Annotated in this window: 20 protein-coding genes and 1 pseudogene; 15 read left to right on the top strand and 6 right to left on the bottom strand. The window is 41.6% G+C overall.

Features of this window, described 5'->3' with window-relative positions; genetic code table 11:
- Positions 1-182: pseudogene (locus LMH66_RS18305) on the top strand (hypothetical protein); the annotation flags it as partial.
- Between the two features lie 655 nt (positions 183-837).
- Here LMH66_RS18305 and fadJ read toward each other — a convergent pair.
- Positions 838-2,961, bottom strand: coding sequence for a fatty acid oxidation complex subunit alpha FadJ (gene fadJ / locus LMH66_RS18300; RefSeq protein ID WP_229372181.1), 2,124 nt, complete (start codon positions 2,959-2,961; stop codon positions 838-840).
- Positions 2,962-2,966: 5 nt separating this feature from the next.
- Positions 2,967-4,277, bottom strand: coding sequence for an acetyl-CoA C-acyltransferase FadI (gene fadI, locus LMH66_RS18295; protein WP_229372179.1), 1,311 nt, complete (start codon positions 4,275-4,277; stop codon positions 2,967-2,969).
- 398 nt (positions 4,278-4,675) lie between these two features.
- Between fadI and LMH66_RS18290 the strand changes: the two genes are divergently transcribed.
- From LMH66_RS18290 to LMH66_RS18225, 14 genes are all read left to right on the top strand, one after another.
- On the top strand, positions 4,676-5,632 hold the full coding sequence (locus LMH66_RS18290; RefSeq protein ID WP_229372177.1) for an AAA family ATPase: 957 nt from the start codon (positions 4,676-4,678) through the stop codon (positions 5,630-5,632).
- 62 nt (positions 5,633-5,694) lie between these two features.
- Positions 5,695-6,639, top strand: coding sequence for a DUF58 domain-containing protein (locus LMH66_RS18285; protein ID WP_102526701.1), 945 nt, complete (start codon positions 5,695-5,697; stop codon positions 6,637-6,639).
- Positions 6,640-7,179, top strand: a complete 540-nt coding sequence (locus LMH66_RS18280) for a DUF4381 domain-containing protein (RefSeq protein ID WP_229372175.1) — start codon at positions 6,640-6,642, stop codon at positions 7,177-7,179. It begins immediately after the preceding gene.
- On the top strand, positions 7,167-8,171 hold the full coding sequence (locus LMH66_RS18275; RefSeq protein WP_229372173.1) for a vWA domain-containing protein: 1,005 nt from the start codon (positions 7,167-7,169) through the stop codon (positions 8,169-8,171). The genes LMH66_RS18280 and LMH66_RS18275 overlap by 13 nt, the downstream gene beginning before the upstream one ends.
- On the top strand, positions 8,171-10,189 hold the full coding sequence (locus LMH66_RS18270; RefSeq protein WP_229372170.1) for a vWA domain-containing protein: 2,019 nt from the start codon (positions 8,171-8,173) through the stop codon (positions 10,187-10,189). The genes LMH66_RS18275 and LMH66_RS18270 overlap by 1 nt, the downstream gene beginning before the upstream one ends.
- The gene (locus LMH66_RS18265) at positions 10,183-11,811 is read left to right on the top strand and encodes a BatD family protein (RefSeq protein WP_229372168.1); all 1,629 of its coding nucleotides are present in this window, start codon (positions 10,183-10,185) and stop codon (positions 11,809-11,811) included. The genes LMH66_RS18270 and LMH66_RS18265 overlap by 7 nt, the downstream gene beginning before the upstream one ends.
- A gap of 72 nt (positions 11,812-11,883) precedes the next feature.
- The gene (locus LMH66_RS18260; RefSeq protein ID WP_102526697.1) at positions 11,884-12,447 is read left to right on the top strand and encodes a sigma-70 family RNA polymerase sigma factor; all 564 of its coding nucleotides are present in this window, start codon (positions 11,884-11,886) and stop codon (positions 12,445-12,447) included.
- Complete coding sequence (locus tag LMH66_RS18255) at positions 12,440-13,144, top strand: DUF3379 domain-containing protein (RefSeq protein ID WP_102526696.1); 705 nt, start codon at positions 12,440-12,442, stop codon at positions 13,142-13,144. Before LMH66_RS18260 ends, LMH66_RS18255 begins: the two co-directional genes overlap by 8 nt.
- A 153-nt stretch (positions 13,145-13,297) precedes the next feature.
- Complete coding sequence (putP, locus tag LMH66_RS18250; protein WP_229372166.1) at positions 13,298-14,749, top strand: sodium/proline symporter PutP; 1,452 nt, start codon at positions 13,298-13,300, stop codon at positions 14,747-14,749.
- Positions 14,750-15,120: 371 nt separating this feature from the next.
- Positions 15,121-16,377 (top strand): OmpP1/FadL family transporter, encoded by a 1,257-nt coding sequence (locus LMH66_RS18245; protein ID WP_102526711.1) that lies wholly within the window; start codon positions 15,121-15,123, stop codon positions 16,375-16,377.
- A gap of 237 nt (positions 16,378-16,614) precedes the next feature.
- Positions 16,615-17,649, top strand: coding sequence for an efflux RND transporter periplasmic adaptor subunit (locus tag LMH66_RS18240; protein ID WP_229372164.1), 1,035 nt, complete (start codon positions 16,615-16,617; stop codon positions 17,647-17,649).
- 4 nt (positions 17,650-17,653) lie between these two features.
- A complete protein-coding gene (locus LMH66_RS18235) occupies positions 17,654-21,040 on the top strand; it encodes an efflux RND transporter permease subunit (RefSeq protein ID WP_229372162.1) in 3,387 nt (1,128 codons plus the stop codon).
- Between the two features lie 23 nt (positions 21,041-21,063).
- Positions 21,064-21,282, top strand: coding sequence for a YgaP family membrane protein (locus LMH66_RS18230; RefSeq protein ID WP_229372160.1), 219 nt, complete (start codon positions 21,064-21,066; stop codon positions 21,280-21,282).
- An 11-nt stretch (positions 21,283-21,293) separates the two neighbouring features.
- Complete coding sequence (locus tag LMH66_RS18225; RefSeq protein WP_229372158.1) at positions 21,294-21,680, top strand: rhodanese-like domain-containing protein; 387 nt, start codon at positions 21,294-21,296, stop codon at positions 21,678-21,680.
- 158 nt (positions 21,681-21,838) lie between these two features.
- Here the strand turns inward: LMH66_RS18225 and LMH66_RS18220 are convergent, their stop codons facing one another.
- The 4 genes from LMH66_RS18220 to LMH66_RS18205 form a co-directional block, all read right to left on the bottom strand.
- Positions 21,839-22,300, bottom strand: a complete 462-nt coding sequence (locus LMH66_RS18220; RefSeq protein ID WP_229372156.1) for a GNAT family N-acetyltransferase — start codon at positions 22,298-22,300, stop codon at positions 21,839-21,841.
- A gap of 142 nt (positions 22,301-22,442) precedes the next feature.
- Complete coding sequence (locus LMH66_RS18215) at positions 22,443-23,018, bottom strand: CBS domain-containing protein (protein WP_229372151.1); 576 nt, start codon at positions 23,016-23,018, stop codon at positions 22,443-22,445.
- 297 nt (positions 23,019-23,315) lie between these two features.
- Positions 23,316-23,852, bottom strand: a complete 537-nt coding sequence (locus tag LMH66_RS18210; protein ID WP_229372149.1) for a YaeQ family protein — start codon at positions 23,850-23,852, stop codon at positions 23,316-23,318.
- 144 nt (positions 23,853-23,996) lie between these two features.
- Positions 23,997-24,950, bottom strand: a complete 954-nt coding sequence (locus tag LMH66_RS18205; protein WP_229372146.1) for a precorrin-2 dehydrogenase/sirohydrochlorin ferrochelatase family protein — start codon at positions 24,948-24,950, stop codon at positions 23,997-23,999.
- Positions 24,951-24,971 lie beyond the last annotated feature (21 nt).

Genomic DNA, 24,971 nt, shown 5'->3' with positions numbered 1-24,971 from the left:
TAGCAGGCAACCCGTACATCAAGTTCTCTGATACTAATGCGCAATTAGCGGGTAATCCTTACATAAAGTTTTCTGATACTAACGCACAAGTAGCAGGCAACCCATACATCAAGTTCTCTGATACTAATGCGCAATTAGCGGGTAACCCTTACATCAAATTCAGCAACACAAGCATTGCTTAAGGAAATCATTATGTTTAATTCATTAAAGAAAGCCCTTGGTATTGCTCAACCACAACGTAAAAAGGTAAAGCTACCTGATGGTTTAGAACATTTAGAAGTCATTAAAGCTAAAGCTTGGTGGAGTTAAATTTGCGTAATTTAACAATCAACTATAGCCAATAAAAAAGGGAGCAAATGCTCCCTTTTTTATTGGTGTTATCAATTCAGAAATGATTGGTCTGCTCACTCTCAATAGAGAGCTTTCTAAGCAATAAGTATTTGTGACTATTAAATAACGGATACGCTAATGGCCCCATTAACAATCCCGCCAATGACCACCTTTTAACAGCCATGCCGTTACTAAAAGCCTGGTTGCCTAGGTAATAGCCTGATGCACACGATAATAAGATAAGTAGAAATATCACTGAAACCTCTATAATTCATTCAGTTAACATCATTCCTTAATGTATGGGTAAATTAATATGTATTGTCATCACCCTCAACGCTCAGATTATAACCAAACCTAAGCGTATTTACTAATAGCCTTTAAAAGCAATAATCAATCAAATACACAAACGGGCTATTTTTTAGGCAAATAACTGCCACTTTCGCATGAAAAAGCGGCACAATGTTGCCGCTTTGTAAAATTATCAATAGCAAAAAGTATTAATTAAGGCTAATAAAAATTAGTCCCCTCTTCCGCCATTTGAATTAATTTGTCACATGGTGTGAAACGTTCACCATGTTGTTGTTGTTCATATTGACGTAACTTTGACACTAGTGTCGCGATGCCCATTGAGTCCATATAACGGAATGGACCACCTAAAAATGGTGGAAAACCGATACCAAAAATAGCGCCAATATCACCGTCGCGAGGGTTTGCAATTATTCCTTCATCTAAACAGCGCACCGCTTCGTTCAACATGAGTACAACGCAGCGCATCGCAATGTCACTTGCTGAGCCTGTTGTTTGATTGCTGACTCCCAGTACTTGGTAGACAGTCTCGTCCACTAATTTAGCTTTAGACTTTTTATTGCCATATTGATAGAAACCTTTGCCATTTTTACGCCCCTTACGGTCATCAGCAAGTAACTTATCAAACGCATCTGGCGCTCTAAAACGTTCACCTAATTCTTGCGTTAAGATTGGCGCGATCTTAGCGCCTACATCTATCCCAACTTCATCAAGTAGTGTTATAGGTCCGACAGGGAAACCGAATTTAACCAAGGCTTTATCAAGGCTTTCTACTTTCTCGCCAGACAATAAAACTTGAGCGGCTTCATTCATGTAAGGAGCAAGAATACGGTTAACATAAAAACCTGCGCCATCCTGAACAACAATAGGCGTCTTGCCTTGCTTACGCGCAAAAGCAACTGTGGTAGCAATGGTTTCAGGTGATGTAGTTTTATGTGCAATAACTTCAACTAACGGCATTTTTTCTACAGGAGAAAAATAATGTAAACCGATGACATTTTCAGGTCTTTGCGCCGCTTCTGCAATCTGACCAATAGGTAAAGATGAAGTGTTAGATGCAAAAATTGTGTTTTCATGACATTCACGCTCTACATCTTTCACCATCTGATGCTTGAGTGCTAAATCTTCAAATACCGCTTCAACGACGATATCCGCATCTTTAACGCCTTTATATTCTGTTGTCGTCGTCATTAATGCCATTAAATTATCTCTAACAGCGGGTGTCATATGACGTCGCTTGACCCCTTTCGCCAATAATTTATAGGCATAAGCTAATGCGTTGCTTAAGCCTTTGTCATTGATGTCTTTCACACGAGCAGGAATTTTAGCTTTAGTGGTTGTAACCGAGGCGATACCGCCACCCATCAAGCCACCACCAATAACGAGTGCTTTATTCACTTTGCGTGGTTCAGCACCTTCTGCTCCAGTTTCTTTTTTCATTTCAGTCGTTGCAAAAAAGATGCTGCGAAGTGATTCAGATTCAGGAGACATGACGAGTTCTGCAAAATGGCTTGCTTCAACCTCAAGCCCTTTAATCATGCCTTTATTCATCCCTTGCTTAACACAGTCGATGATTTTAGCTGGTGCAGGATAATTACCCAGTGTTTTCTTTTGTACTTGTTTTGCGGCTTGATCGAAGATGATATCGCGAGTGGTACTTGTGGATTCAAGCACCTTATTTAGTGCGCTCTTCTTGGCAACTTTAGCCGCAGACTTTCCTTTCTTGGCCATCGCAATGGCGGTGTCCAACAAAATTGACTCAGGAACAACATCATCAACAAGCGCCATTTTAAGTGCTTGCTTAGGACGGATTTGCTTACCCGTTAGCATCATATCAAGTGCAGTTGTGATGCCTACTTTTCTTGGCAAACGTTGCGTACCGCCACCACCTGGCAATAAACCAAGCTGAACTTCAGGTACACCCATGATGGTTTTCTTATCATCAGTACACACGCGTAAATGACACGCTAAAGCTAACTCTAAACCGCCACCTAAACAGGCACCATTAATTGCAGCAACAACAGGTATTGATAGTTTCTCAAGTTCATTGAAAACGACATGCCCTTGTTGTGATAATTCTTTCGCAGCTGACACACTGGTACATGCGTCAAGCATACTAATATCAGCACCTGCGACAAAAGAATCTGATTTCCCTGAAATAACCACTAAGCCTTTTACACTAGCGTCGTGTTTAATTTCAGCTAAAATTTCGCTTATTTCAGGGCCAAACTCTGCTTTTAGGGTGTTCATGGTTTCACCAGGAACATCCATAGTCAAAATAGCAATACCGTCTTCGCGGCGAGATAAATTAAATGTCTTTTCCATCAGAATTACTCCACTTCAACAATCATTGCTGCGCCAAGACCACCAGCAGCACAAGCTGTTGCTAGACCAGTACCACCACCACGTCGTTTTAATTCACGACACACTTGAGTGATTAAACGTGTACCAGTAGCAGCAAATGGATGTCCATAAGCCAACGAGCCACCTAAAACGTTAAATTTACTCATATCGATTTCACCGATTGCGCGGTTTCTACCAAGCTTTTCTTCGGCAAACTTTTTAGAACCAAACATTTGCATATTCGCTAGTGTTTGCGCAGCAAACGCTTCATGCATTTCAATAAGGGTTAGATCTTCAAGCTCCATTCCTGCACGTTTTAATGCAAGCGGCGTAGCGTAAGACGGTCCCATTAACATGTCTTGCCAAACATCAATGGCAGTAAATGCATAACTCTTAATGTAACCAATAGGCTGATAACCTAACGCTTTAGCTCTGCCTTCACTCATTAGAATAATGGCTGAAGCACCATCAGTTAATGGCGTACTATTAGCTGCAGTAACAGAACCATGTTTACGGTCAAAAGCAGGACGTAATTTTGCGTAAGACTCAAGCACTGAGTTTTCGCGGATATTATTATCGCGGTCAATGAATTGCTTATAAGGAGGTACGTGAGCGGTCATGACTTCGTCACGTAAGTTACCTGTGTTCCAGGTTTCTGTAGCCAATGTGTGCGAGCGATGCGCCAATGCATCTTGATCAGCACGGCTAATGCCATAGGTCTTTGCCATTTGCTCAGCTGTTTGCCCCATAGAAAGGCCAGTTGAGTACTCAGCTACCGCTGGCGGTACAGGCATTAAATCTTTAAGACCTAAGCGGCGAGCAATCGCGAATTTTTGCTTGAAGGTACGCGCTTTATTTAAATCAACCAGAGCATGTGCTAATTTTTTTGAAACGCCAATAGGCAATACAGAAGAAGAGTCAGCACCACCTGCAATACCAATTTCAACATTACCTGTCATGATAGATTCAGCCACATTTACTGCAGACTGAAAACTTGTAGCACAAGCTCGGGTCACACTGTAAGCATCGGTTGAAACATCCATGCCTGTGCCCAACACAATTTCACGGGCGATATTCGGCGCTGCAGGCATTTGCACCACTTGACCATACACAAGCTGCTCAATAGTTTTAGGGTCTAACTCTGAACGCGATAGCAATTCATTAACCACCATTTTGCCCATATCTAATGCTGATACGCCATGAAATGCGGTAGCTTGTTTTGCGAATGGGGTACGTAAGCCCGCCACGATTGCAATGCGCTCTCCGCGGGCGTTGGTTACTTGTTGTCTATCACTCATTGTTCACCCTCTTGTAATTGTTTAGCCTTTAACTGGCTTATCAGTGAATATCGATTAATGTCAGACAGATCTGGTCTGACCATAAAAGTGTGATCTGATTCTAACTTTTAATTGCGAAGTTTTAAACATCTGTATGAAAATAAGCTCAAATTAAAGGCATACCTTGCCTGAAATACGCAATTTATAGTAATAAAATCATCGAATTAAAATTTAGAGCTTTAGCTTTAATTTGTCATTTTTTGTATATATTCATTCATTCTTTGCGAACTTAACTCAGTTAACCTTTGCTAATGAATAAATAAAAATGAAAATCTGTTAATCATACTAGCCAAAGGCTAATGAAATTCATTAACATGGGTTTAATTAGAACAAAATTCAGCAAATAATTGAGTATCATCATGCCTTTGAGTCGATTTCATTCCTTACGCGCTTATTTAGATAATGTTATTTTGGGACAACCTTTATTAACAGAGAACTTACTTATCGCATTAATTGCCGATGGGCATTTACTGGTTGAAGGCCCTCCAGGTCTTGCAAAAACACGCGCTGTAAAGGCCTTGTGTGATGGGGTTGAAGGTGACTTCCACCGTATTCAATTTACTCCCGATTTATTACCTGCCGATTTAACCGGTACAGATATTTATCGTGCGCAAACAGCCACATTTGAATTTGAAGCAGGACCAATATTTCATAACCTTATTTTGGCGGATGAAATCAACCGTGCCCCTGCAAAGGTGCAATCAGCACTACTTGAGGCAATGGCTGAAGGTCAAGTAACCGTAGGTAAAAATAGCTACCCACTTCCAGATTTATTTTTAGTCATGGCGACTCAAAACCCACTAGAGAATGAAGGTACCTACCCGCTACCAGAAGCTCAACTAGACCGCTTTTTAATGCATTTAAATCTCGATTATCCAAGTGCTGATACAGAGCGTAAAATTTTGCGTCAATCGCGAAACGAAGCCGTCACTAAACAGCTACCTACCATTGAACCTGTGGCTCAATCTGATGTGTTTGCTGCCCGCGAACAAGCTATGGGATTGTACTTAGCTGAGCCACTCGAAAGTTATATTGTCGAAATTATCATGGCAACTCGTCAACCTGAACGCTATAGCCCTGAGTTGGCTAAATGGCTTGAATACGGTGTCAGCCCTCGTGCATCTATTTCACTCGAGCGCTGTGCCCGCGCAAGAGCTTGGTTACAAGAGCGAGATTTTGTCTCGCCAGAAGATATTCAAGCAGTAGCGCCCAACGTACTGAGACACAGATTATTACTCAGTTATCAAGCACAGGCTGAAGGCATTAATGCAGACCATGTTATCAACCATATTTTAAGCCAAGTTGCAGTACCTTAAATGGGCGAGCTCGCATTTAAGTACCGTTAATTTTAACGCTTTTAAATTGGAACAATAGCACTATGCCAGTTGAACAAACGCTTGAAAATTCATTGCCATTATTCAGTAATGGCGTGAATTTAACTGAGCAAGAACTCATTAGCTGTCAAAGCACCGCTCGCGCGATGCCGGATAAACGCAGCAGAGCCAAAGCCAGCCAAGCAGGTCATCGCAGTAGCCTGATTAAAGGCCGTGGGATGGAATTTGCCGAAGTACGTCATTATCAAAATGGTGATGATGTCAGAACCATTGACTGGCGAGTCACCGCTCGAACTGGCAAAGCGCACACTAAGCTGTTTGTTGAAGAACGTGAACGCCCCATTATTTTGTTTGTCGACTTTAGCCATAGCTTATTTTTTGGTTCGCGCTTGTTATTGCAATCAGTACAAGTTGCCCACCTTGCTGCAACACTCGGCTGGAATGCGATAAACCATGGCGATCGCCTTGGCGCTTTTATCGCAAGTGAAACTGAACACCTTGAATTAAAACCAAGAAGCCGCCGCCAAGGAATACTGCAACTTACTTCTGCATTAATTAAAGTACATGAAAATCAGTTAAATCATTTTGATGAACTGCCCCAAGACCCACAGCATATTCTTCGTGCCTGTCAACGCCTGCAAAGAATCGCTAAACCAGGTTCCTTAGTATGGATTATTACCGATGGGCAGCACTTTACTCAGGAATGCTTAGCGGCATTAACTGAACTTAAACGTCACTGTGATGTAGGTGCATTTATTATTAGCGACCCATTGAGACAAGGAACACTCACCTTGCCTAAACGTTTTAGTTTACCAGTGAGGGATGGCAAGCAGCAGTTAACACTTACCCGAGACAGTTATGATGCATGGCTGAGTCAACAACTGGCTAGCCAGCAACAATTTATCGCACTAATGAAAATGATTAAGGTGCCGACTCGATTTATCGATGCCGGAAAAAGTCTGAGTGACCAATTGGAAGTATTACGTTAAATGAATACTGCTCAAACAAACCCTGCACTAATGCAACTGGAAGATATCGTACTACCAGAAAAAATTAGCCAGTTCCCTATTGCACCAGGATTTTGGATACTCGCACTGTTCATTATCGCGAGCATCATTTTTGCTGTGGTTAAAATAAAGCAGCATCGCCGCTATCATCTACCGAGAAAAGCGGCATTAGCGGATTTTGAACAACTAGAACCTGCTAATAGCCAATATGCAAGTGACATTAATACGCTATTAAAAAGAACCGCGATGAGTTACTTCCCTCGTGAGGATTTTGCTAAGTTAGACGGCGAGCGTTGGTATCAATGGCTTGGGTTACGCTTATCCGAACAAGATGCAATAAACATGGGGCAACTCCTGAAAAAGCGATATCAGAAAGACGGCCTGACTTTAACCGAGTCGACACAGTTACACACTTATACTGAACAATGGTTAAATAAACGTAGTCGCTTTATCGCGCTATCTGATATGCCTGAAAATATCACTCCGACAAGTCATCAATCGGAGGCATCATGTTCTCAATAGCTTGGCCATGGCTGCTTTTATTATTGCCACTGCCCTTTTTACTCAAACAAAAACATCTTACCAAAAATAGTGGCGGCCAACTGCAACTCCCAGGTATTGGCAGCGCTGAGCAACAATTAACAGTCCATCAAGATAAATCAAGCCGCAAAGCCTACTGGTTAATGTGGTTATGCCTATTGTGTGCCTTAGTTCGACCACAATGGTTAGGCGAGCCTATCGAACTGCCTTCAGAAGGCCGAGATGTCATGTTAGCGGTTGATTTATCAGGTAGTATGCAAATAGAAGACATGGTGGTAAATGGCAAAACAGTCGATCGCTTAACCCTCATCAAGCACGTCATCGGTGATTTTATTGAAAGACGAAACGGCGATAGACTCGGCCTGATTTTATTTGCAGATCACGCTTATCTTCAAGCGCCACTCACCCAAGACAGACGCTCAGTTGCCAAGTTTCTTGCCGACAGTGAAATTGGCCTAGTGGGTAAACAAACGGCCATTGGTGAGTCGATAGCACTTGCTGTAAGACGTTTTGATATGGTCAATGACAGCAATCGAGTGTTGATCTTATTAACCGATGGGTCTAATAACGCAGGGAACATTGAACCTGAAGTTGCGGCAAGAATTGCAGCTAAACGAAATGTCACCATTTATACCGTGGGTGTTGGCGCTGAAATATTGGAACGCCGCAGTATTTTTGGTACCGAACGGGTAAACCCATCGCTTGATTTAGATGAAGAACAACTACAACAACTCGCAGATATGACAAACGGTCATTATTTTAGAGCAAGAAATAGTGAAGAGTTGGCTCAAATTTACCAAAAGATTGATGAGTTAGAACCTGTGAGTCGCGATCAATTGACCTATCGTCCCAAAAGTGAACTGTTTTACTGGCCATTATTGTTAGCCTTATTGATGAGTGTGTTTATCAGTTTACGCGGCCAATTAGCTTCTTCATCACCTTTAAACTCTAAAACAACATCTGGAGGGCGATAATGAGTTTACATTTTATTCGTCCAGAATGGCTGCTTGCCTTAATCCCTTTAATCGCAATTGCGTTGTTTTTATGGCGCAGCCAACAGCGTAATTCGGCTTGGCAAAGTTATATTGCACCGCATTTGGCAAACACATTAATCAGTGAAACCAACCAAGTGAAAAAGCAACCTAAGTGGTTACTTATGATATGTTGGTTTATCGCTGTAATCGCGATATCGGGTCCAGCAGTCAATAAACAGAGTTTGCCTGTTTACAGCAACGAGCAAGGTCGAGTGCTGGTCATGGACATGTCCTTGTCTATGTATGCAACCGATCAAAAGCCTAATCGCTTATCCCAAGCAAAATTTAGGGCCACTGATTTTTTAACGAACTTAACTGAAGGTGAAACAGGTTTAATCGCCTTTGCTGGCGATGCCTTTACAATTAGTCCTCTTACCCGAGATAAATCAACACTACTCAACTTATTACCAACACTGACGCCTGATATCATGCCTGTTAGAGGGTCTGATTTATCTGCTGCACTTGAACTCGCTCAGCAATTACTGTCCCAAGGCGGGCATATTACCGGTGATATTATCGTCATGACAGACGGGGTAAACCCACAACAATATGTTGATGCAGCTAATGTGCTTGATGGCAGTCGTTACCGTGTATCTGTGATGGCATTTGGCACACAACAAGGCGCAGCAATACAGTTACCTGATGGTCAATTAATGCGTGATAATCGCGGTGAGATAGTCATAGATAAAACCGATTTTAAACGACTTGAAAACTTAGTTATCCCTACTGGTGGATTAATGATCCCTGCCACTGCAGATGGCAGTTCATTAAGCCGATTAGAGCGCTGGCTTGCTAATGATGGCGACGCTAAAGCCACTGAGCTTGAAGGTGAAAGCTGGCAAGATTTAGGTCCATACATCGCCATGCTCTTGATTATTCCTGTGTTACTCAGCTTTAGATTTACTCTAGTACCAGTATTTACTGCCCTAACCTTAGGTTTATTGTTTCAACCAAGTCCTGTTATGGCCAACACTTGGGATGATTTATGGCAAACTCAAGACCAACAAGCAAGCGACACCTTTAACCAAGCACAATCTGCTGAAGATTATGCCAGCGCCGCCGAGCAATTTAACCAGCCGTTATGGCAAGCCAGTGCCCAGTACAAAGCGGGTGACTATGAAAATGCACTCGCAGGGTTTGAACAAGATAACTCTGCACAAGGTTTATATAATCAGGCCAATAGCTTAATGCAATTGAATAAATTGGATGATGCTATCGCACGTTATCAAGACGCTTTAAAACAGCAAGCTGACTTCCCTCAAGCACAAAAAAACCTCGAACTTGCTGAAAATATGAAACAACAGCAACAAGAACAACAATCTGGTGAAGGTTCGGATCAATCTGATCAAAGCGACTCAGACAATAGTGAGTCTGAACAGAATGAAAATAATCCCAGTGAGAATGGCGAAGGCCAATCCCAGCAACAAAACTCCGACCAGAATGCTGAACAAAACTCTGAACAAAACCAATCTGAACAACAAGATTCAGAACAACAAAACAGCCAGAAAAATAGTGCTGAACAAGACAAACAGCAAAATGAGCAAGAACGTAACGAAGAACGAAACGAAGAAAGTAGCGAAGAAAATCAATCTCAATCAGAAACTTCACAAAGTGATAGTGCTGTAAGTGAGAATGAACAAACAGAAAATGAAGCTCAAATGCAGGCGGATGCTCAACAAAATAACCAAGCAGAACCAACACCTGAACAATTAGAGCAACAAGCACAAGCACAGGCGGCAGCGGAGCAAGCTGAAGCTGAAAAATCTGGCAAACAGCCAGAATCTTCTCAGCCCATTGCTTCATCACAGCTGACTGAAGAACCTTTACCATCAGATTTAGAACGCGCACTTCGCGCTGTGAGTGAAGATCCGCAAGTGCTTATTAGAAACAAAATGCAACTTGAATATCAAAAGCGTCGCCAAAGCGGCCAACTGCCTAAGGACAAACAACAGTGGTAAATAGAATCGTTATCGGCCTTCTTGCAATTCTTTTTACAGGGCAAGTTTACGCAGTCACTCAAATTCAAGCGACTGTTGACAGAAACCCTGTGATGCAAGGTGAATACTTTGTCTTAAATGTCACCGCAAACGCAGATTTAAATGCGGGTTCTTTAGATACATCTATCTTATTAAAGGATTTCATCGTCGGACGAACCAGTGTCGGCAGAAGTACGCAAATCGTTAACTTTGATTCATCTAAAGAGACTCGTTGGCAAGTGCTGCTATCGGCTAAAAACGCAGGTACAGTAACAATCCCCGCATTTACCATGGAAGGGGTTAAATCCAATCCTATAAACCTCACCGTCGCTAAAGCGGGCAGCCAACCGCAACAAATGCGCAATTTATTTGTTGAGGGTCAGCTCAGCACCAATGAAGCGTATGTAGGCCAGCTAATTACCTACAAAGTTAAACTGTTTTTAGCAGCCGAGTTACAGCGTGGCGTTATCAGTTCGCCAGAAATAGCTGGAACCGAAATTAAACAAATAGGCGATGACACAGATGCAGTTGAAGTTGTTGATGGCCGCCGCTTTAGAGTGATTGAAAGAACCTATTCAATTATTGCCGACACCCCTGGCACGTTAGCCATTAAAGGCGCAGGATTTTCAGGTGATATCTTAGTCGAAGCGCCAAGACGCGGCGGTATGTTCGGCTTTAACGAAAGCAGACCGATGCAAGCTAAAGCTGAAGACACTCAAATTACCATCAAGCCTATTCCAGATGTATATCAAGGTGATTGGTTGGTCAGTGATTTATTAATTGCGAAAGAGATATGGCCTGATGAGCAAGGTAATGAATTTGAAATAGGAACGCCCATTACCCGAACGATTAATGTCGTGGCATCAAATGCAGATAGTAACAGTTTACCTGATATAAAATTAACCATGCCTGACGGGCTTAAGTCTTACCCAGAAAAACCAGTAAGACAAACTGTGGTACGTGAAAATCAAGTCATCGCTCAATACAGTTTAACCAGCGCGATTGTACCAACAAAACCTGGTACTTTTACTTTGCCTGAAATTATCATTCCTTGGTGGAACCCACATTTGCGACAGCAGCAATTCGCCACCATACCAGCAAGAACAGTCACCATTACCGGCACAGTGGCGGCTGAGCCTGCTCAAATAATAGAGCAAACTGAAACAAGCAATAACAGTTCAGGTATTTGGCCGTGGCTAACGCTATTATTTGCGACGTTATGGCTTATCACTTTAGCCTTGTGGTTTAATGCTCGTCGTCAACAACACACCACTAAACTTGTTGCAACTACGCCATCAAAAGTGCCGTTGGCACTAGCTGCTAATATGAATGATATTGCTCAAGCTTGTGATAAAAATGATGTCACCTTAGTGATTTCATTACTGCAACACTACTATAGTGCTCAGCTTGCCAAGTCGATGACATTGTCTGATATAGCGCAATTATCTACGGTGCTTTCAAAAGCGATTCATCAGTTACAACAAGCTAAATACAGTGAGTCAACGTCAAGTATTGATAAAGGTTTACTACTAAAAGCAATTGAACAAACCCAGATAAATCAACAGCAAACGGCTCCCTCTGCGCTAAGCTCACTGAACCCATAAGCATATTTATACTTGCTATTCACAGCTAACCTTTTAAGCTATCGAACATAATATTTAACAATAAGTCATAAAATGTTCGATAGCTTGCGAAATAAAAAGTCCGAACCCACGGTCTTATCTGACATGCTAACTAAACAGCGACGATACGACAGCCTCGTCAGGGCACTTCACACTGATATCTTCCGATACGCCTACTGGTTAATCGGCGATAAGCATATTGCTGAAGACGTCACTCAAGAAACCTTTCTTCGTGCTTGGCGTGCTTTAGATTCGTTAAAAGATGATAAAGCAGCAAAAGCATGGCTAATTACCATATTACGCCGTGAGAATGCACGCAGATTTGAGCGTAAACAGTTTGACTACAGTGATGTTGAGCAAGAATTGCTTGAAGATGAAAAATCATCGACCAATGAAGAACAAACTGAGCAATATTGGCTACGTAAGCAAATTGGACAACTTGAAGTCGAATATCGTGAACCACTATTACTGCAACTGATTGGCGGTTTTAGCGGTGAAGAAATTGCTGATTTATTAGAGTTAAATAGAAACACCGTCATGACGCGTTTATTTCGCGCCCGTAATCAATTAAAAGACGCTTTAGAGTCTCCTGAAGTTAGAGGTCAATCAAATGGATGATCTAAAATTTCGTCGCCATGCATATGGTGACCCAAACAGCCAAGATGAAGAATTTCTTGCACAAATTTCAGCGTCTGAATCCGATGCAAAACTCGTTAACGAGCTAAAAGCATTAGACAGTAAACTGACCAATGCACTGAATATTGATGTGCCTGATGACTTAGCTGACAAACTGATTTTACGTCAGCAACTCAGCAAGCATCAGCAGCAAAAAAAGCACACTCGCTACTTAATGGCGATGGCCGCGTCAGTTGCATTAGTGATTGGATTAAGCGTCAGTATGCTTCGTTTTACGCCAGTTGATTTAGCAGAACATGCTCTGGCACATGTTTATCATGAGCCAAAGGCAATGAATGTCGATCAAAATGTTGGCTTTGAAGATGTAAACTTTAAACTGGCTGGTATTGGTGGATTAGAGAACGCCAAGTTCATCCAACAACCAGGTAAAGTGTTTTACACTTCTTACTGTGATTTCCAAGGTGTAAAGAGTTTGCACCTTGTGATGGAAGGTGAGCAAGGGAAAGTTACCCTCTTTATCATCCCCACCGAAAACAGAATGGTCACTGAAGAATCGTTTGCAGATCAGAATTATCATGGTTTAGGTTTTCAAACAGCCGACACCTTCATGTTACTGGTAGGTGAACAAGATGCTGACCTGCAATACGTAAAAAACGAGATCGAGCAAACTTTTATTTAAATTAAAACATTTAGCAGACAAAGCGCTCACAAACCAGCTAGTGAAATTTCATTGGCTGGTCAATAACTCTTCATACTTCCTGTCAAAATTGTGCACTGTGTCAAACATCTGTTAGCATATGCCGCACAATAATGAGAACAATACGGAAGTAGCATGGCAATTGAAGCTCCAATTCTAATTACATTCATTGGTTATCTCGCCCTTATGATGGGCATAGGCTATTGGGCCTATCGCAAAACAGACACAGTAGACGATTACATCCTAGGCGGCCGCAAAATGGGCCCAGCCGTAACAGCACTGAGTGTCGGTGCGTCAGATATGTCAGGTTGGCTATTACTCGGTTTACCTGGCGCGGTTTATTTAGGTGGTTTAGGTGAAGCTTGGATTGGCTTCGGTTTGGTTTTTGGCGCATGGCTTAACTGGTTATTCGTTGCCAGACGTCTTCGTATCTACACCCAAGCGGCAGATAATGCCCTTACCCTACCCGACTTTTTTGAAAAGCGCTTTGAAGACAAGCAAGGCTTTTTAAAGTTAGTTTCTGCTATTACTATCCTAGTGTTTTTCACTTTCTACACTTCATCAGGCATGGTTGGCGGTGCAATCTTATTTGAACAAATCTTTGGTCTCGATTACACCATCGCATTATTGATTGGTTCAGTCATCATTGTCGCTTATACCTTTGTTGGTGGCTTTTTTGCTGTGAGCTGGACAGATTTCTTCCAAGGTTGTCTGATGTTGCTTGCACTGTTAATTGTACCAATAGCCATTTTCAGCAAACCTGATACGCAAGTGGCTTTAGAAACACTTGACCCGAAAATGCTGTCTTTCTTACACAGTAATATGACTACGATTGGTCTTGTGTCACTACTGGCTTGGGGTTTAGGTTACTTCGGCCAACCACATATTCTTTCTCGCTTTATGGCAATTGGCAGCCCAGATGACATCCCGCTATCACGCCGCATTGCAATGAGCTGGATGCTTGTTGCATTAATCGGCGCATTAGCAACGGGGATAGCCGGTACGATTTATTTTGCTGATGCACCATTAGCTAATTCTGAAACCGTTTTCATTCACTTAGCCCAAGTTGCTTTTAATCCTTGGATTGGCGGTATCTTAATCGCGGCAATTTTATCAGCGATTATGAGTACTATCGATTCACAGCTCCTTGTTTGCTCAAGTGTCATCACTGAAGATTTTTACCGTAAATGGTTACGTCCGGACGCGAAAGACAAAGAGTTAATGCTAGTGGGCCGCTTTGGTGTGTTGGCCATTGCTGTTATCGCAATTGTGATTGCACTTGACCCTGACAGTAAAGTTCTTGAGCTGGTGAGCTATGCATGGGCAGGATTTGGTGCAGCATTTGGACCTGTAGTGTTAATGTCACTATTTTGGCAAGGCTATAGTCGTAATGGTGCTATCGCCACTATTCTTGTTGGTGCGATAACGGTTGTCGTTTGGAAGCAGCTTTCTGGCGGTATCTTCGACTTATACGAAATCTTACCAGGTTTTCTATTCGCCACGATTGTCGGTGTTGTAGTCAGTAAAATCTCACCACCAGCTGAGTCAATTAAGACGCAATTCGCTAACTTTAAAGCTTCGCTTTAATCTCCAAAAGGTTCGATTACTGGTGTAAAACTGGTAATCGGACCTCTCAGCGTACACTTGTACGCTTTTTTACAAAATAATCTTGTTACCCACTTGTTACTTGTTATTTCGTTATAATATTTCAGCCTCCAGAACCAAATTCACAACTGCCCTACAGCACAGCGTTTATAGAGTATTTACTCAGCTTGACCTAAATACGTCAAAAACAAAAATTAACTTAACAGTAACAATAACTAGCAACTGGTCGGAGTTGTAGAGGTAACAACTGTTACCTAATATGCCCGCAATTACTAAGTTGGTGTTGATTGGGGAGCCCTATGCTAAGCATGGCGCGAATTAATAAACTGACGTACAACGATGAGAGCAAAATGATGACTAAATTCAACAAGACACTTCTTGCAGTAGCGGTAACGCTAGCAAGCACACAATCAATGGCAGCTGGTTTTCAGTTAAACAGCCAATCTGCAACTGGTATTGGCCGTGCGATGGCGGGTGATGCAATCATCGCTGATAACGCGTCAGTATTATCACGTAACCCTGCAGCTATGGCATTGTTTGATGAAAAAACACTTTCGATTGGTGCATCTTATGCTGATGTGAACGTTGAAGTTAGTGATGTCCAATATGGCAATAACCATATCGGAAGTATAGACAATGCAGCTGAAGCTAAGTTAATTCCTAACTTCTACTACATTAGCCCTATCAATGATAAATGGGCTTACGGTGTTGCTGCCTTCTCAAATTACGGCACAGGTACTGATCTTTCATCACTAAATAGCGGTCACGACTTCAATACCCCAATCGATTTATTGGGTAATACTGAAGTAACCACAATTAACTTCAACGCTAGCGTGTCATACCGTATTAACGATTCATTAAGTTTAGGTTTAGGTCTTGATGCTGTATATGGTTCAGGAACATTAACACGTAACGGTAATATAGATATCGGTCTTGGTGACATGCCGCTAAATCTAGTTGACGTTGATGCTGACGGCTGGGCTGTTGGTGGTATCGTCGGTTTAGCTTATGAGTTTAACGAAAATAACAGAATTGGTTTGAGTTACCGTTATAGCCCACAAATGGAAGCTAGTGGCGACATCATGTATAACCCTTCTGTTTTGTTCCCACAAAACTTTGACAGCATTGAAATTCCAATTGCCGATATCGCACAGCTTGCTGGTTTCCATCAGTTAACGGAAAAGTTTGCTGTTCATTATACCGCACAGTGGACTCAGTGGAGTTCATTTGACAACATCAGTGTTGTAGATGGTGATCTTGGCACTGCTAATGATGTTATCAAGCATTATAACTGGAAAGACTCTTGGTTCTTAAGCCTTGGTGCAACATACGATATCAATGAAACTTGGACAGTTCGTGCTGGTATAGCAAGTGATCAAGGCGTAGTTGGCGAAGTATCATCATTGTCAATTCCTGACTCAGACCGCATGTGGTATTCAGCAGGTTTCACTTATAACTTGAGTAATAAATCAAGCATTGATTTCGGTTACACTCTAGTTGCTGGTGAAAAGGTGCATGTTTTAGAAGATAGCGCACTAGTCGGTCAAGTGAGTGCTTATACAGAATCAGGCGCAAACTACTTCTCACTGCAATACAACCACACTTTCTAAATTAATCTATTTAAACGTTTAATTTACTAGTTAAAAGCCGCCTATTTTATTAGGCGGCTTTTTTGTGTCTAAATTCTCTCCAACGATTAATAACACAATCCCTATTAATACAATCCCTATTAATACAATCCCTATTAATACAACATTCATTAGATTTTTCTCATAAATAGATTGCACAAGACAATAAAGTCTATTAGAATTTTCTTATGGATTATTTTTCTATTGTTGGATAAGTTTATGTGGCGCACACGTTCGATGTTAATTACGGTTTTATCAATTTCGCAAATCAGCATTTTTGCCCCATTGGCAATTGCGGCGCCCGAAACCATCCATATCCAACCGCAAAGTCATATTCCTTACCTTCAATTTGATGGGCAGATTGAAGCAATCAAAGCTGCCACGGTTTCTGCGCAAACTGCTGGGCGAATTCTTAAACTTAACTATGATGTAAATGATAATGTCCCAGAAGGCGCTGCTTTACTTGAAATAACCAGTAAAGAGCAAGGCGCTGGACTTGCGGCTGCTGAAGCTGAACTTGCACAAGCCAAAGCGAGAAATATTGAATCTCAAGCCCAGTTCAAGCGTTATCAAGAGCTGTTTCCAAAGGGCGCGATTTCTAAAGGTGCTATGGACGAGGCGACAGCTAACTCTGCCTCAAGTTTACAAGCCGTATCAGCTGCTAAAGCCAAGTTAATTCAAGCCAATGAAACCTTAAACTACACCACGGTTAATGCCCCTTTTAGCGGCCGCGTTACCCAGCGTTTTGTTGAGCAAGGCGAAACCGTCACTGTTGGCCAAGCCCTATATGCTGGTTACTCTACCGACAATATGCGTGCGATCTTTCAACTGCCGCAGCAATATCGACAACTCGTCGATGCTAACGCAAAGATTACCGTTGAGCTCAACTCTGGCTTGCGTATTAGCTCCACTGATATCAATCCATATGTGTTCTTACAAACTGCAAGTCAAAGCTACCAAGTACGTATCAACCTACCACAAACAAACGCCGTTCTCTCGCCAGGTGAATGGGTAAAAGTAATGATTGCCGATACAGCAACAGATCAAATTATCATTCCACATTCTGCGGTCTTTCAACGAGGCGACTACACCGCCGTATTTCGTCAGCAAAATGATAAGTTCGTGCAAACACAAGTTAGATTACGCCAAATCGACAATCAACAATATGTTGTCGAAGCGGGTTTAATTGCTGGCGATAAGATTATTAAGCGCGCCACTAAGTACTTACTCAACACCGAAAAATCAGGCGAGTAATATCATGACTGAACCTACTACTCTTGGCATTTCAGGCAAAATTGCAAAAGCCTTTCAATCAAGTGCCATCACGCCATTGTTGGCTCTTTTGGCGCTTTTATTAGGCTTATTTGCCATCATAGTCACGCCTAAAGAAGAAGAACCACAAATAGACGTCACTTTTGCTGATGTTTATATTCCTTATGTTGGCGCCACACCTGAAGAAGTGTCTAGACAGGTCACATTACCCGCTGAAAAGATTATTTCTGAACTTAAAGGAATAGACACTTTATATTCCTTTTCGATGAATGACGGTGCGCTCATCATCGCAGTGTTTGATGTGGGCGTTGCTCGCGATCACGCCATTGTTAATTTATACAACCAACTGCAATCAAACCAAGATAAGTTTAATCAAGCTGCAGGCATTGGCACACCTTTAATCAAACCTCGCGGTATCGATGATGTACCAATTGTAGGCTTAACCCTTTGGTCGAAAGATCCTAATGTGAATGCTGAAGATTTAACCATTGTCGCCACTGAACTTGAAAATGAATTTAAGCGAGTTAAAGGTACTCGAGAAATTTACTCGATGGGACGCCAAGAGCTGGCGGTAAATGTTCGACTTGATCCACTTAAAATGAACCACTATGGCGTGAGCTTTTCAGAGTTAACACACGTCCTCACTGATAATAATCAAATATCCATGCCTGGTGACTTAATCCAGCAGAATCAACTCATTAAGGTTCAAACTGGTCAGTTCCTTCAGAGCATAGAAGATGTGAGCCAATTGATTGTTAAAGTTAGCCAAGTCAATAACCAAGCAAACCCTGTGTATTTATCAGATATTGCTGACATCAGCTTACAAGCTGATACCGCAACCGATAACGTTTGGCATGTTGATTCATCAGGCACCTACCCAGCTGTCACGATTGCCATTGGTAAACAAGGCGGCGAAAACGCGGTGGAGATCACTGAGCAAATCATGACGCGCCTAGCCAAGGTCGATAATCTATTAATTCCAGACAATGTTGAAGTGACGGTTTCAAGAAACTATGGTGAAACCGCTGGTAATAAAGCCAATACGCTCATCCTAAAACTCATGTTTGCCACGATGGCTGTTGTGCTATTGGTATTAATCACCATGGGCAAGCGTGAAGCCCTAGTGGTCGGTATCGCAATTATCGTCACCTTAGCCATGACATTATTTGCATCGTGGGCATGGGGTTTTACCCTTAATCGAATATCCTTATTTGCGTTAATATTTTCCATCGGGATTTTGGTCGACGATGCCATTGTGGTGGTCGAAAATATTCACCGACACATGGCAATGGGGACTAAAGACTTTAAAACACTGATACCTCTTGCAGTTGATGAAGTCGGCGGGCCGACGATTCTAGCCACCTTTACTGTTATTGCTGCACTTATGCCTATGGCGTTCGTTTCTGGTCTTATGGGGCCTTATATGAGCCCTATTCCGATAAATTCCAGTATGGGTATGTTGATCTCATTAGTCGTCGCATTTGTCGTCACACCTTGGTTGAGTTTAAAACTGCTCAGACACAGTCATTCAGGTCAACAAGACAATTCAGATGTTACCGTATCAAGTTCGGCTACATCTGATACAAAACAAGCGGATAGTCAGACACCATTAAATTCAGGTCAACAAGACAATTCAGGTGTTACTGCATCAAGTTCGGCTACACCTGATACAAAACAAGCGGATAGTCAGACACCATTAAAGCCACAGTCACAGTCACATAATACTGACGATAAACTACAGGCTTTATTCACACGATTAATGACACCGTTTCTCATAGGTAGCAAAGCGCGTTTAGCCCGCTTTGGCTTAACAGGTGCCATTTTATTATTAATTGCTATCGCTGTAGCACTGCCAGTTGGCCAGGCTGTGATTTTAAAAATGCTGCCATTTGATAATAAGTCTGAGTTTCAAGTGTTGGTGGATATGCCCGAAGGTACCCCAGTGGAGCAAACTCAGCGAGTCCTTAAAGACTTAAGTGACTACTTGCTCAGCGTAGATGAAGTTGAACATCTACAACTTTATGCTGGTACTCACGCACCAATAAACTTCAATGGCCTTGTCAGACATTATTTTATGCGACAAAGCCAAGAGTTGGGTGATATCCAAGTAAACCTTGTCGACAAATCAGATAGAAGTAGAGATAGCCACGAAATCGCAACCTCAGTTCGCGATAAACTGCATGAGATAGCTAAACCCTATCAAGCCAATATTAAAATTGTTGAAGTGCCACCTGGACCACCTGTGTGGTCACCGATTTTGGCAGAGGTTTATGCCCCCACGACTGAATTGCGTGAGCAAACCGCCAAAGCATTAGAGCAACGCTTTAAGCAAACTGAACATGTGGTCGATGTGGATATTTATCTGCCCAGTGATGCGGCGCACTGGCGCTTAAATATTGATAGAAGCAAGGCGCAATTATTGGGTCTTCAATACTCTCAAATTGTCAATACCATCGCCACTGCGGTAGAAGGTGCAGATGTGAGTTATTTGCATAATAAAGATTATCAATTGCCGATCCCAATTAGATTACAGGCAAGCGAAGAATCTAAGCTTAATTTACAACAGATATTGTCATTAAGATTGACCAATGCCGAAGGAACAAGCATTAGCTTAAGCGACCTTGTATCAATTGAGCACGGCAACATCAATACCCCAATCATCCACAAAAACATGGTGCCGATGATTATGGTGGTTGCTGATATGGCAGGGCCAACAGATAGCCCACTTTACGGCATGTTCAGCATGTTTGCAGGCATAGAAGATGATAATGACTCCGGCATTAACCCTTACCCAATTAAACAGCATTTGATTAATCAACCCGATGGCTTAGATGAAGTGGCTATTTTATGGGATGGTGAATGGAAAATTACCTATGAAACCTTCAGAGATATGGGAATTGCCTATGCCATTGGGATGATAGCGATTTACTTATTGGTTGTTGGCCACTTTAAGTCCTATATCGTTCCTTTAGTGATTATGGCGCCTATTCCGCTGACTATTATTGGCGTGATGCCGGGCCATGCTTTATTGGGCGCTCATTTCACCGCCCCGTCCATGATTGGCATGATTGCCCTTGCCGGGATCATCGTACGGAATTCGATTTTACTCGTTGATTTCATCAATTTAGAAACAGCCAAAGGTGTGCCGCTGGAACAAGCAGTTATTCAGTCTGGCGCTGTGCGGGCAAAACCCATTATGTTGACTGCATTTGCAGCCATGATCGGTGCCCTATTTATCATTGATGACCCTATCTTTAATGGTCTAGCTATCAGTCTGATTTTCGGGATTTTTATATCCAGTATTTTAACTCTGGTGGTTATTCCAATTCTGTATTACAGCGTAATGAAAAATAAACAATTTATACAAGAATAAACAAGGTATTTAAGGAGATTCACATGTCTTTAGAAAGAGTTATTATGGCATTTGCCGGTTTTATGGTGTTGTTGTCATTGGCATTAACAGCTTGGCTAGATCATAACTTTATCTGGCTAACCGTGTTTGTTGGCGCTAATCTATTACAAAGTGCCTTCACTGGATTTTGCCCAGCTGCAATGCTGTTTAAAAAGCTAGGTGTCAAAACGGCCACTGAATTAGCAATTCTGCAAAAAGAATAAAAGGAACGCCTGTGCAACAACGACACTCTCGCTTTTTTCATCAAACAGTATTACTGGTTATTGGCTGCTTAGCATTGATGTTTTCAGCTATTTCAAGTGCTGAAGATAAGGTTCCAAGTGTGGCTTGGGATAATATTAATGCTGGAGCGATACTGCTTGATGTCCGCACTGAACTAGAGTTTGCAGCAGGACATTTAGAAGGGGCTATCAATATCCCTTTTGAAGTGGTGCTAAAAAAATTAACCGAGCAAAAGCTGTCAAAAGATACGTCAATCGTACTCTATTGTCGTAGTGGAAGACGCAGTGGCATTGCTACTGCAGAACTGGTCAAAGCCGGTTTTACTCAAAGCTATAATGGCGGTGGATTTGAAATATTGCGCGCACATGAGGCTAATTAATCTCGTTAACTGATCCCCACAACGACCTCAATATTGGTATCTATTTGTGACACAAAAAAGCCTCATTGATGAGGCTTTTTTAATGTCTAACTCTTTATCATTCATTACTCGTGAACTCGGTTTATTTGTATAGCCGAACATAAATGATAGCACTGACGTTAAAGGACTTTAACCATCGGAATACAGGCAAGATCGATCCCTCTAGGAGAATGCCAAACAGACTGATTATGACCTTCAAAACCACAACTTCTGTAGAATGCGGCTGCATTTAACGTGGCATCCAACCTCAGTTCTTTACAGTTTACTCGCCTTGCTTGAGCTTCTAGATGCATAAGCATTCGCTTACCTAAGCCTTTACCGAAAGACTCTGGGCGAACAAATATGGCATCGACCATACCGTTATCAACATCAAGCATACCAACACCAACCACTTTGTTTTCAATTTCAGAAACAAAACCATATTTTGCGAATGCATGAGCAAACTCTGTCGGTAACTCTCCATCTGTCCACTTAGTCAATATATCATCGCTATAGTGGCCTTTGCATTGTGATAAAATCGCCAGATTACGAATTTCAAATGCGTCTGGAGCATCGTCAATGGTTGCCTTTCGAATATGCATAACCACTCCATCTAAAAAGGTTTATTAGACATTAATGATTATACTTTTGAAAAACAACACCAAAGACGATTTGATTTAATCATTTCAGAACAAAACTTCAATGACCTAAGTAACTTCAATAACTGTATTCAATTCACCACATTCAGCTAGCGACTTTCACTTTCTCGATGCTATCGGCTATTTCCATAAAGCTAGGATTAAGGCTCACATCGATCGGGAGTTTTAATTTTCGCACGATATCATTTGCTGAAATAAGTCCCCGAATCACATCTCGTTGCTCATCGACAACCAAACAATGCTGATGCTGAGAATGTTTAAGCGTATCAATCACATCACAAATGCGCGCTTTTGAAAGTTCTTGGTAATCAATGCCTTTTAAGGCATCTTTTGGCAGCATGAAGTCGGACAATAATAACTGCTCCCTTGGGAAGCCTTGTGCGACATGTTTTTGCATTTCTTGGCTATGAAGCATTTGCAAACTGACTAAGCCCATAAAGTGGCCTTTTTCATCAATCACTATTTTGAGCCTAACATGGGATTGTTTCATCAAATGTTCAACATCGACAGCTGCGGTGTTCATTTTAATGACTAAAGGTTTGAGGGTTTTAAAATCGGTGAAAACTGCAGAGGCGGCAGAGAAAATATTGATATGCTCAGCCACTTCTGGCCGAGCGAGTAGATCTATTTTTTCAATAGTTTTTAACGATAGCGTCTTCATTGTCACATCCTTCATAGACTGTTCTAGTACAAATCCCAATTTGTTATCGAGTCTATTCTGGTTGCTTCAACATTTACCCGTTAAAACATATCTTGTAAAAAACATATTTTGTAAAAAACAGAGTCAGTAAAGATATTGAAAACTAAATATATAACCTTCTGAAACCGCTGTTTAAAACGGTCACAGCCCTAAAAGTTATTATATTATCCATTTTAAAAATGGCGCACGTCGTTATAACTAAGGCAAGGTTACTAAGACTTGGTAACCTACAAATTATAGTCCATATTTCGTTTGCTGTTACTTTAACTGCTCAGGTTGGATCATCAAACTGTTAGTGTCATCAGACAGCCAAATCTCGCCATCACTGATGCTCACTTGAATCTTCATGCTGCGCGCGACAAACACTTCCATAGCTTTAACACTGTCTTCATCAATATTAAATACTGACAGGTTCTTATAGCGTTGAAGCGCCTGTTCATTTTGCTGCCACCAGATAGGTACACTGCGACCCGCATATGTGATTAATTGCACTTGCTTTGAACGGCCGCACGCTTTGCGTAGCCATTTTTCATCAGTTTGGCCAAATTCAATCCAAAGCATGATTTCATCTGAAAGGCTCTTTTCCCATAGCTCTGGCTCATCATCAACACAAAGGCCTTTGCTAAACTGCAAAGCGTCTGAGGCATTCATAATAAACGCAAGAATTCTTACCATCATACGGCTATCAGTTTCTGAAGGATGCTGAGCAATCGTTAATTGATGGTCAGCATAGTAATTTCTGTCCATATCAGCAATTTGAAGTGCAGCTTTAAAGACGGTAGCTTTAGGCGCCATGAGGGTTCCAGTCAAATAAAAAAACCGAGTTTATACTGTTTAACTTCAGTATGAAACTCGGTTTATGATAAGCGGTTATCAAACAGACCTTATTTTACCACTCTCGGCATCAATTTTATAAAAATGAACTCAATCACGTTAATATTATAAAGCGCCAGGTTGTAGATGTTTGGCCATAGGAAAATGCGCTTTAAGCTTATTCAGTTTTTCTTGATTGACCACCAGTAACATCCTATCGCCATGTTGATATTTCTCAGTGATTTCGCTCAATGTAGGAATGCTTTCACGACTGGCATCACGTCTTACTAACTCATTAATATCGGTTAAGCTATGGTGGTTAGCACTACTTGCCTCATGCTTAACACCATCTTGAGTCATATCAGAATAAAACGTATCTATTTTTTGTAGTAATGGCATGGCGGCAATAGGAAGCAATCCTGCATTATCATTTTCATTAAATAATAAAATTTCACCTTCGGCGCCATAACTTTCAAATGCATCTTGGTAATGGCTTTGCGTGCCACTATCAAAACGATCATTATTGAGATTAAAAAAACGTTCCCAAAATAATCGTCTGTCTTTACCTGAAGTAATTTTATGCTGCACTTCAATGCGCTTAGAAGCGACGAAATCAAATAATGGACCCAATGATTGCGGTAATAACGTTTCAAGGCGTGAGCGAATGGTACGAGCGAATACAGGCGCAGCACCAGCAGTACTAATCGCGACGACTAATCTTCCTCTGTCGACAATTGACGGGGTAATAAAGCGGCAGAAACTTGGATTATCGACAACATTTACCCAAATTCCTTTTTGAGTGGCCAAAACCGCATAATCCATATTCAGCTGTTCATTAGCCGTCGCCATGTAAATAACATCATAATCGGCAATGTCATCAGCGTGAACTGCACGTTGATAAAGCTTGATACGACCCTTTTGTTCATAAACACGGATTTCGGCAGCAATATCTGGCGCAATAACGTCGATTTCGGCTTCTGTACGAGATAATAAATCTAACTTTCTGGTTGCTACTTCACCAGCACCAACAATTAATACACTTAAATTTTTAGTATCCACAAACAATGGAAAGTATTGCATTGATTCGTCTCGAAATATCAC

The sequence above is a fragment of the Shewanella sp. 10N.7 genome (assembly GCF_020806285.1).
Classification (GTDB): domain Bacteria; phylum Pseudomonadota; class Gammaproteobacteria; order Enterobacterales; family Shewanellaceae; genus Shewanella; species Shewanella electrodiphila.
This window is presented reverse-complemented; position numbering and strand designations above follow the sequence as displayed.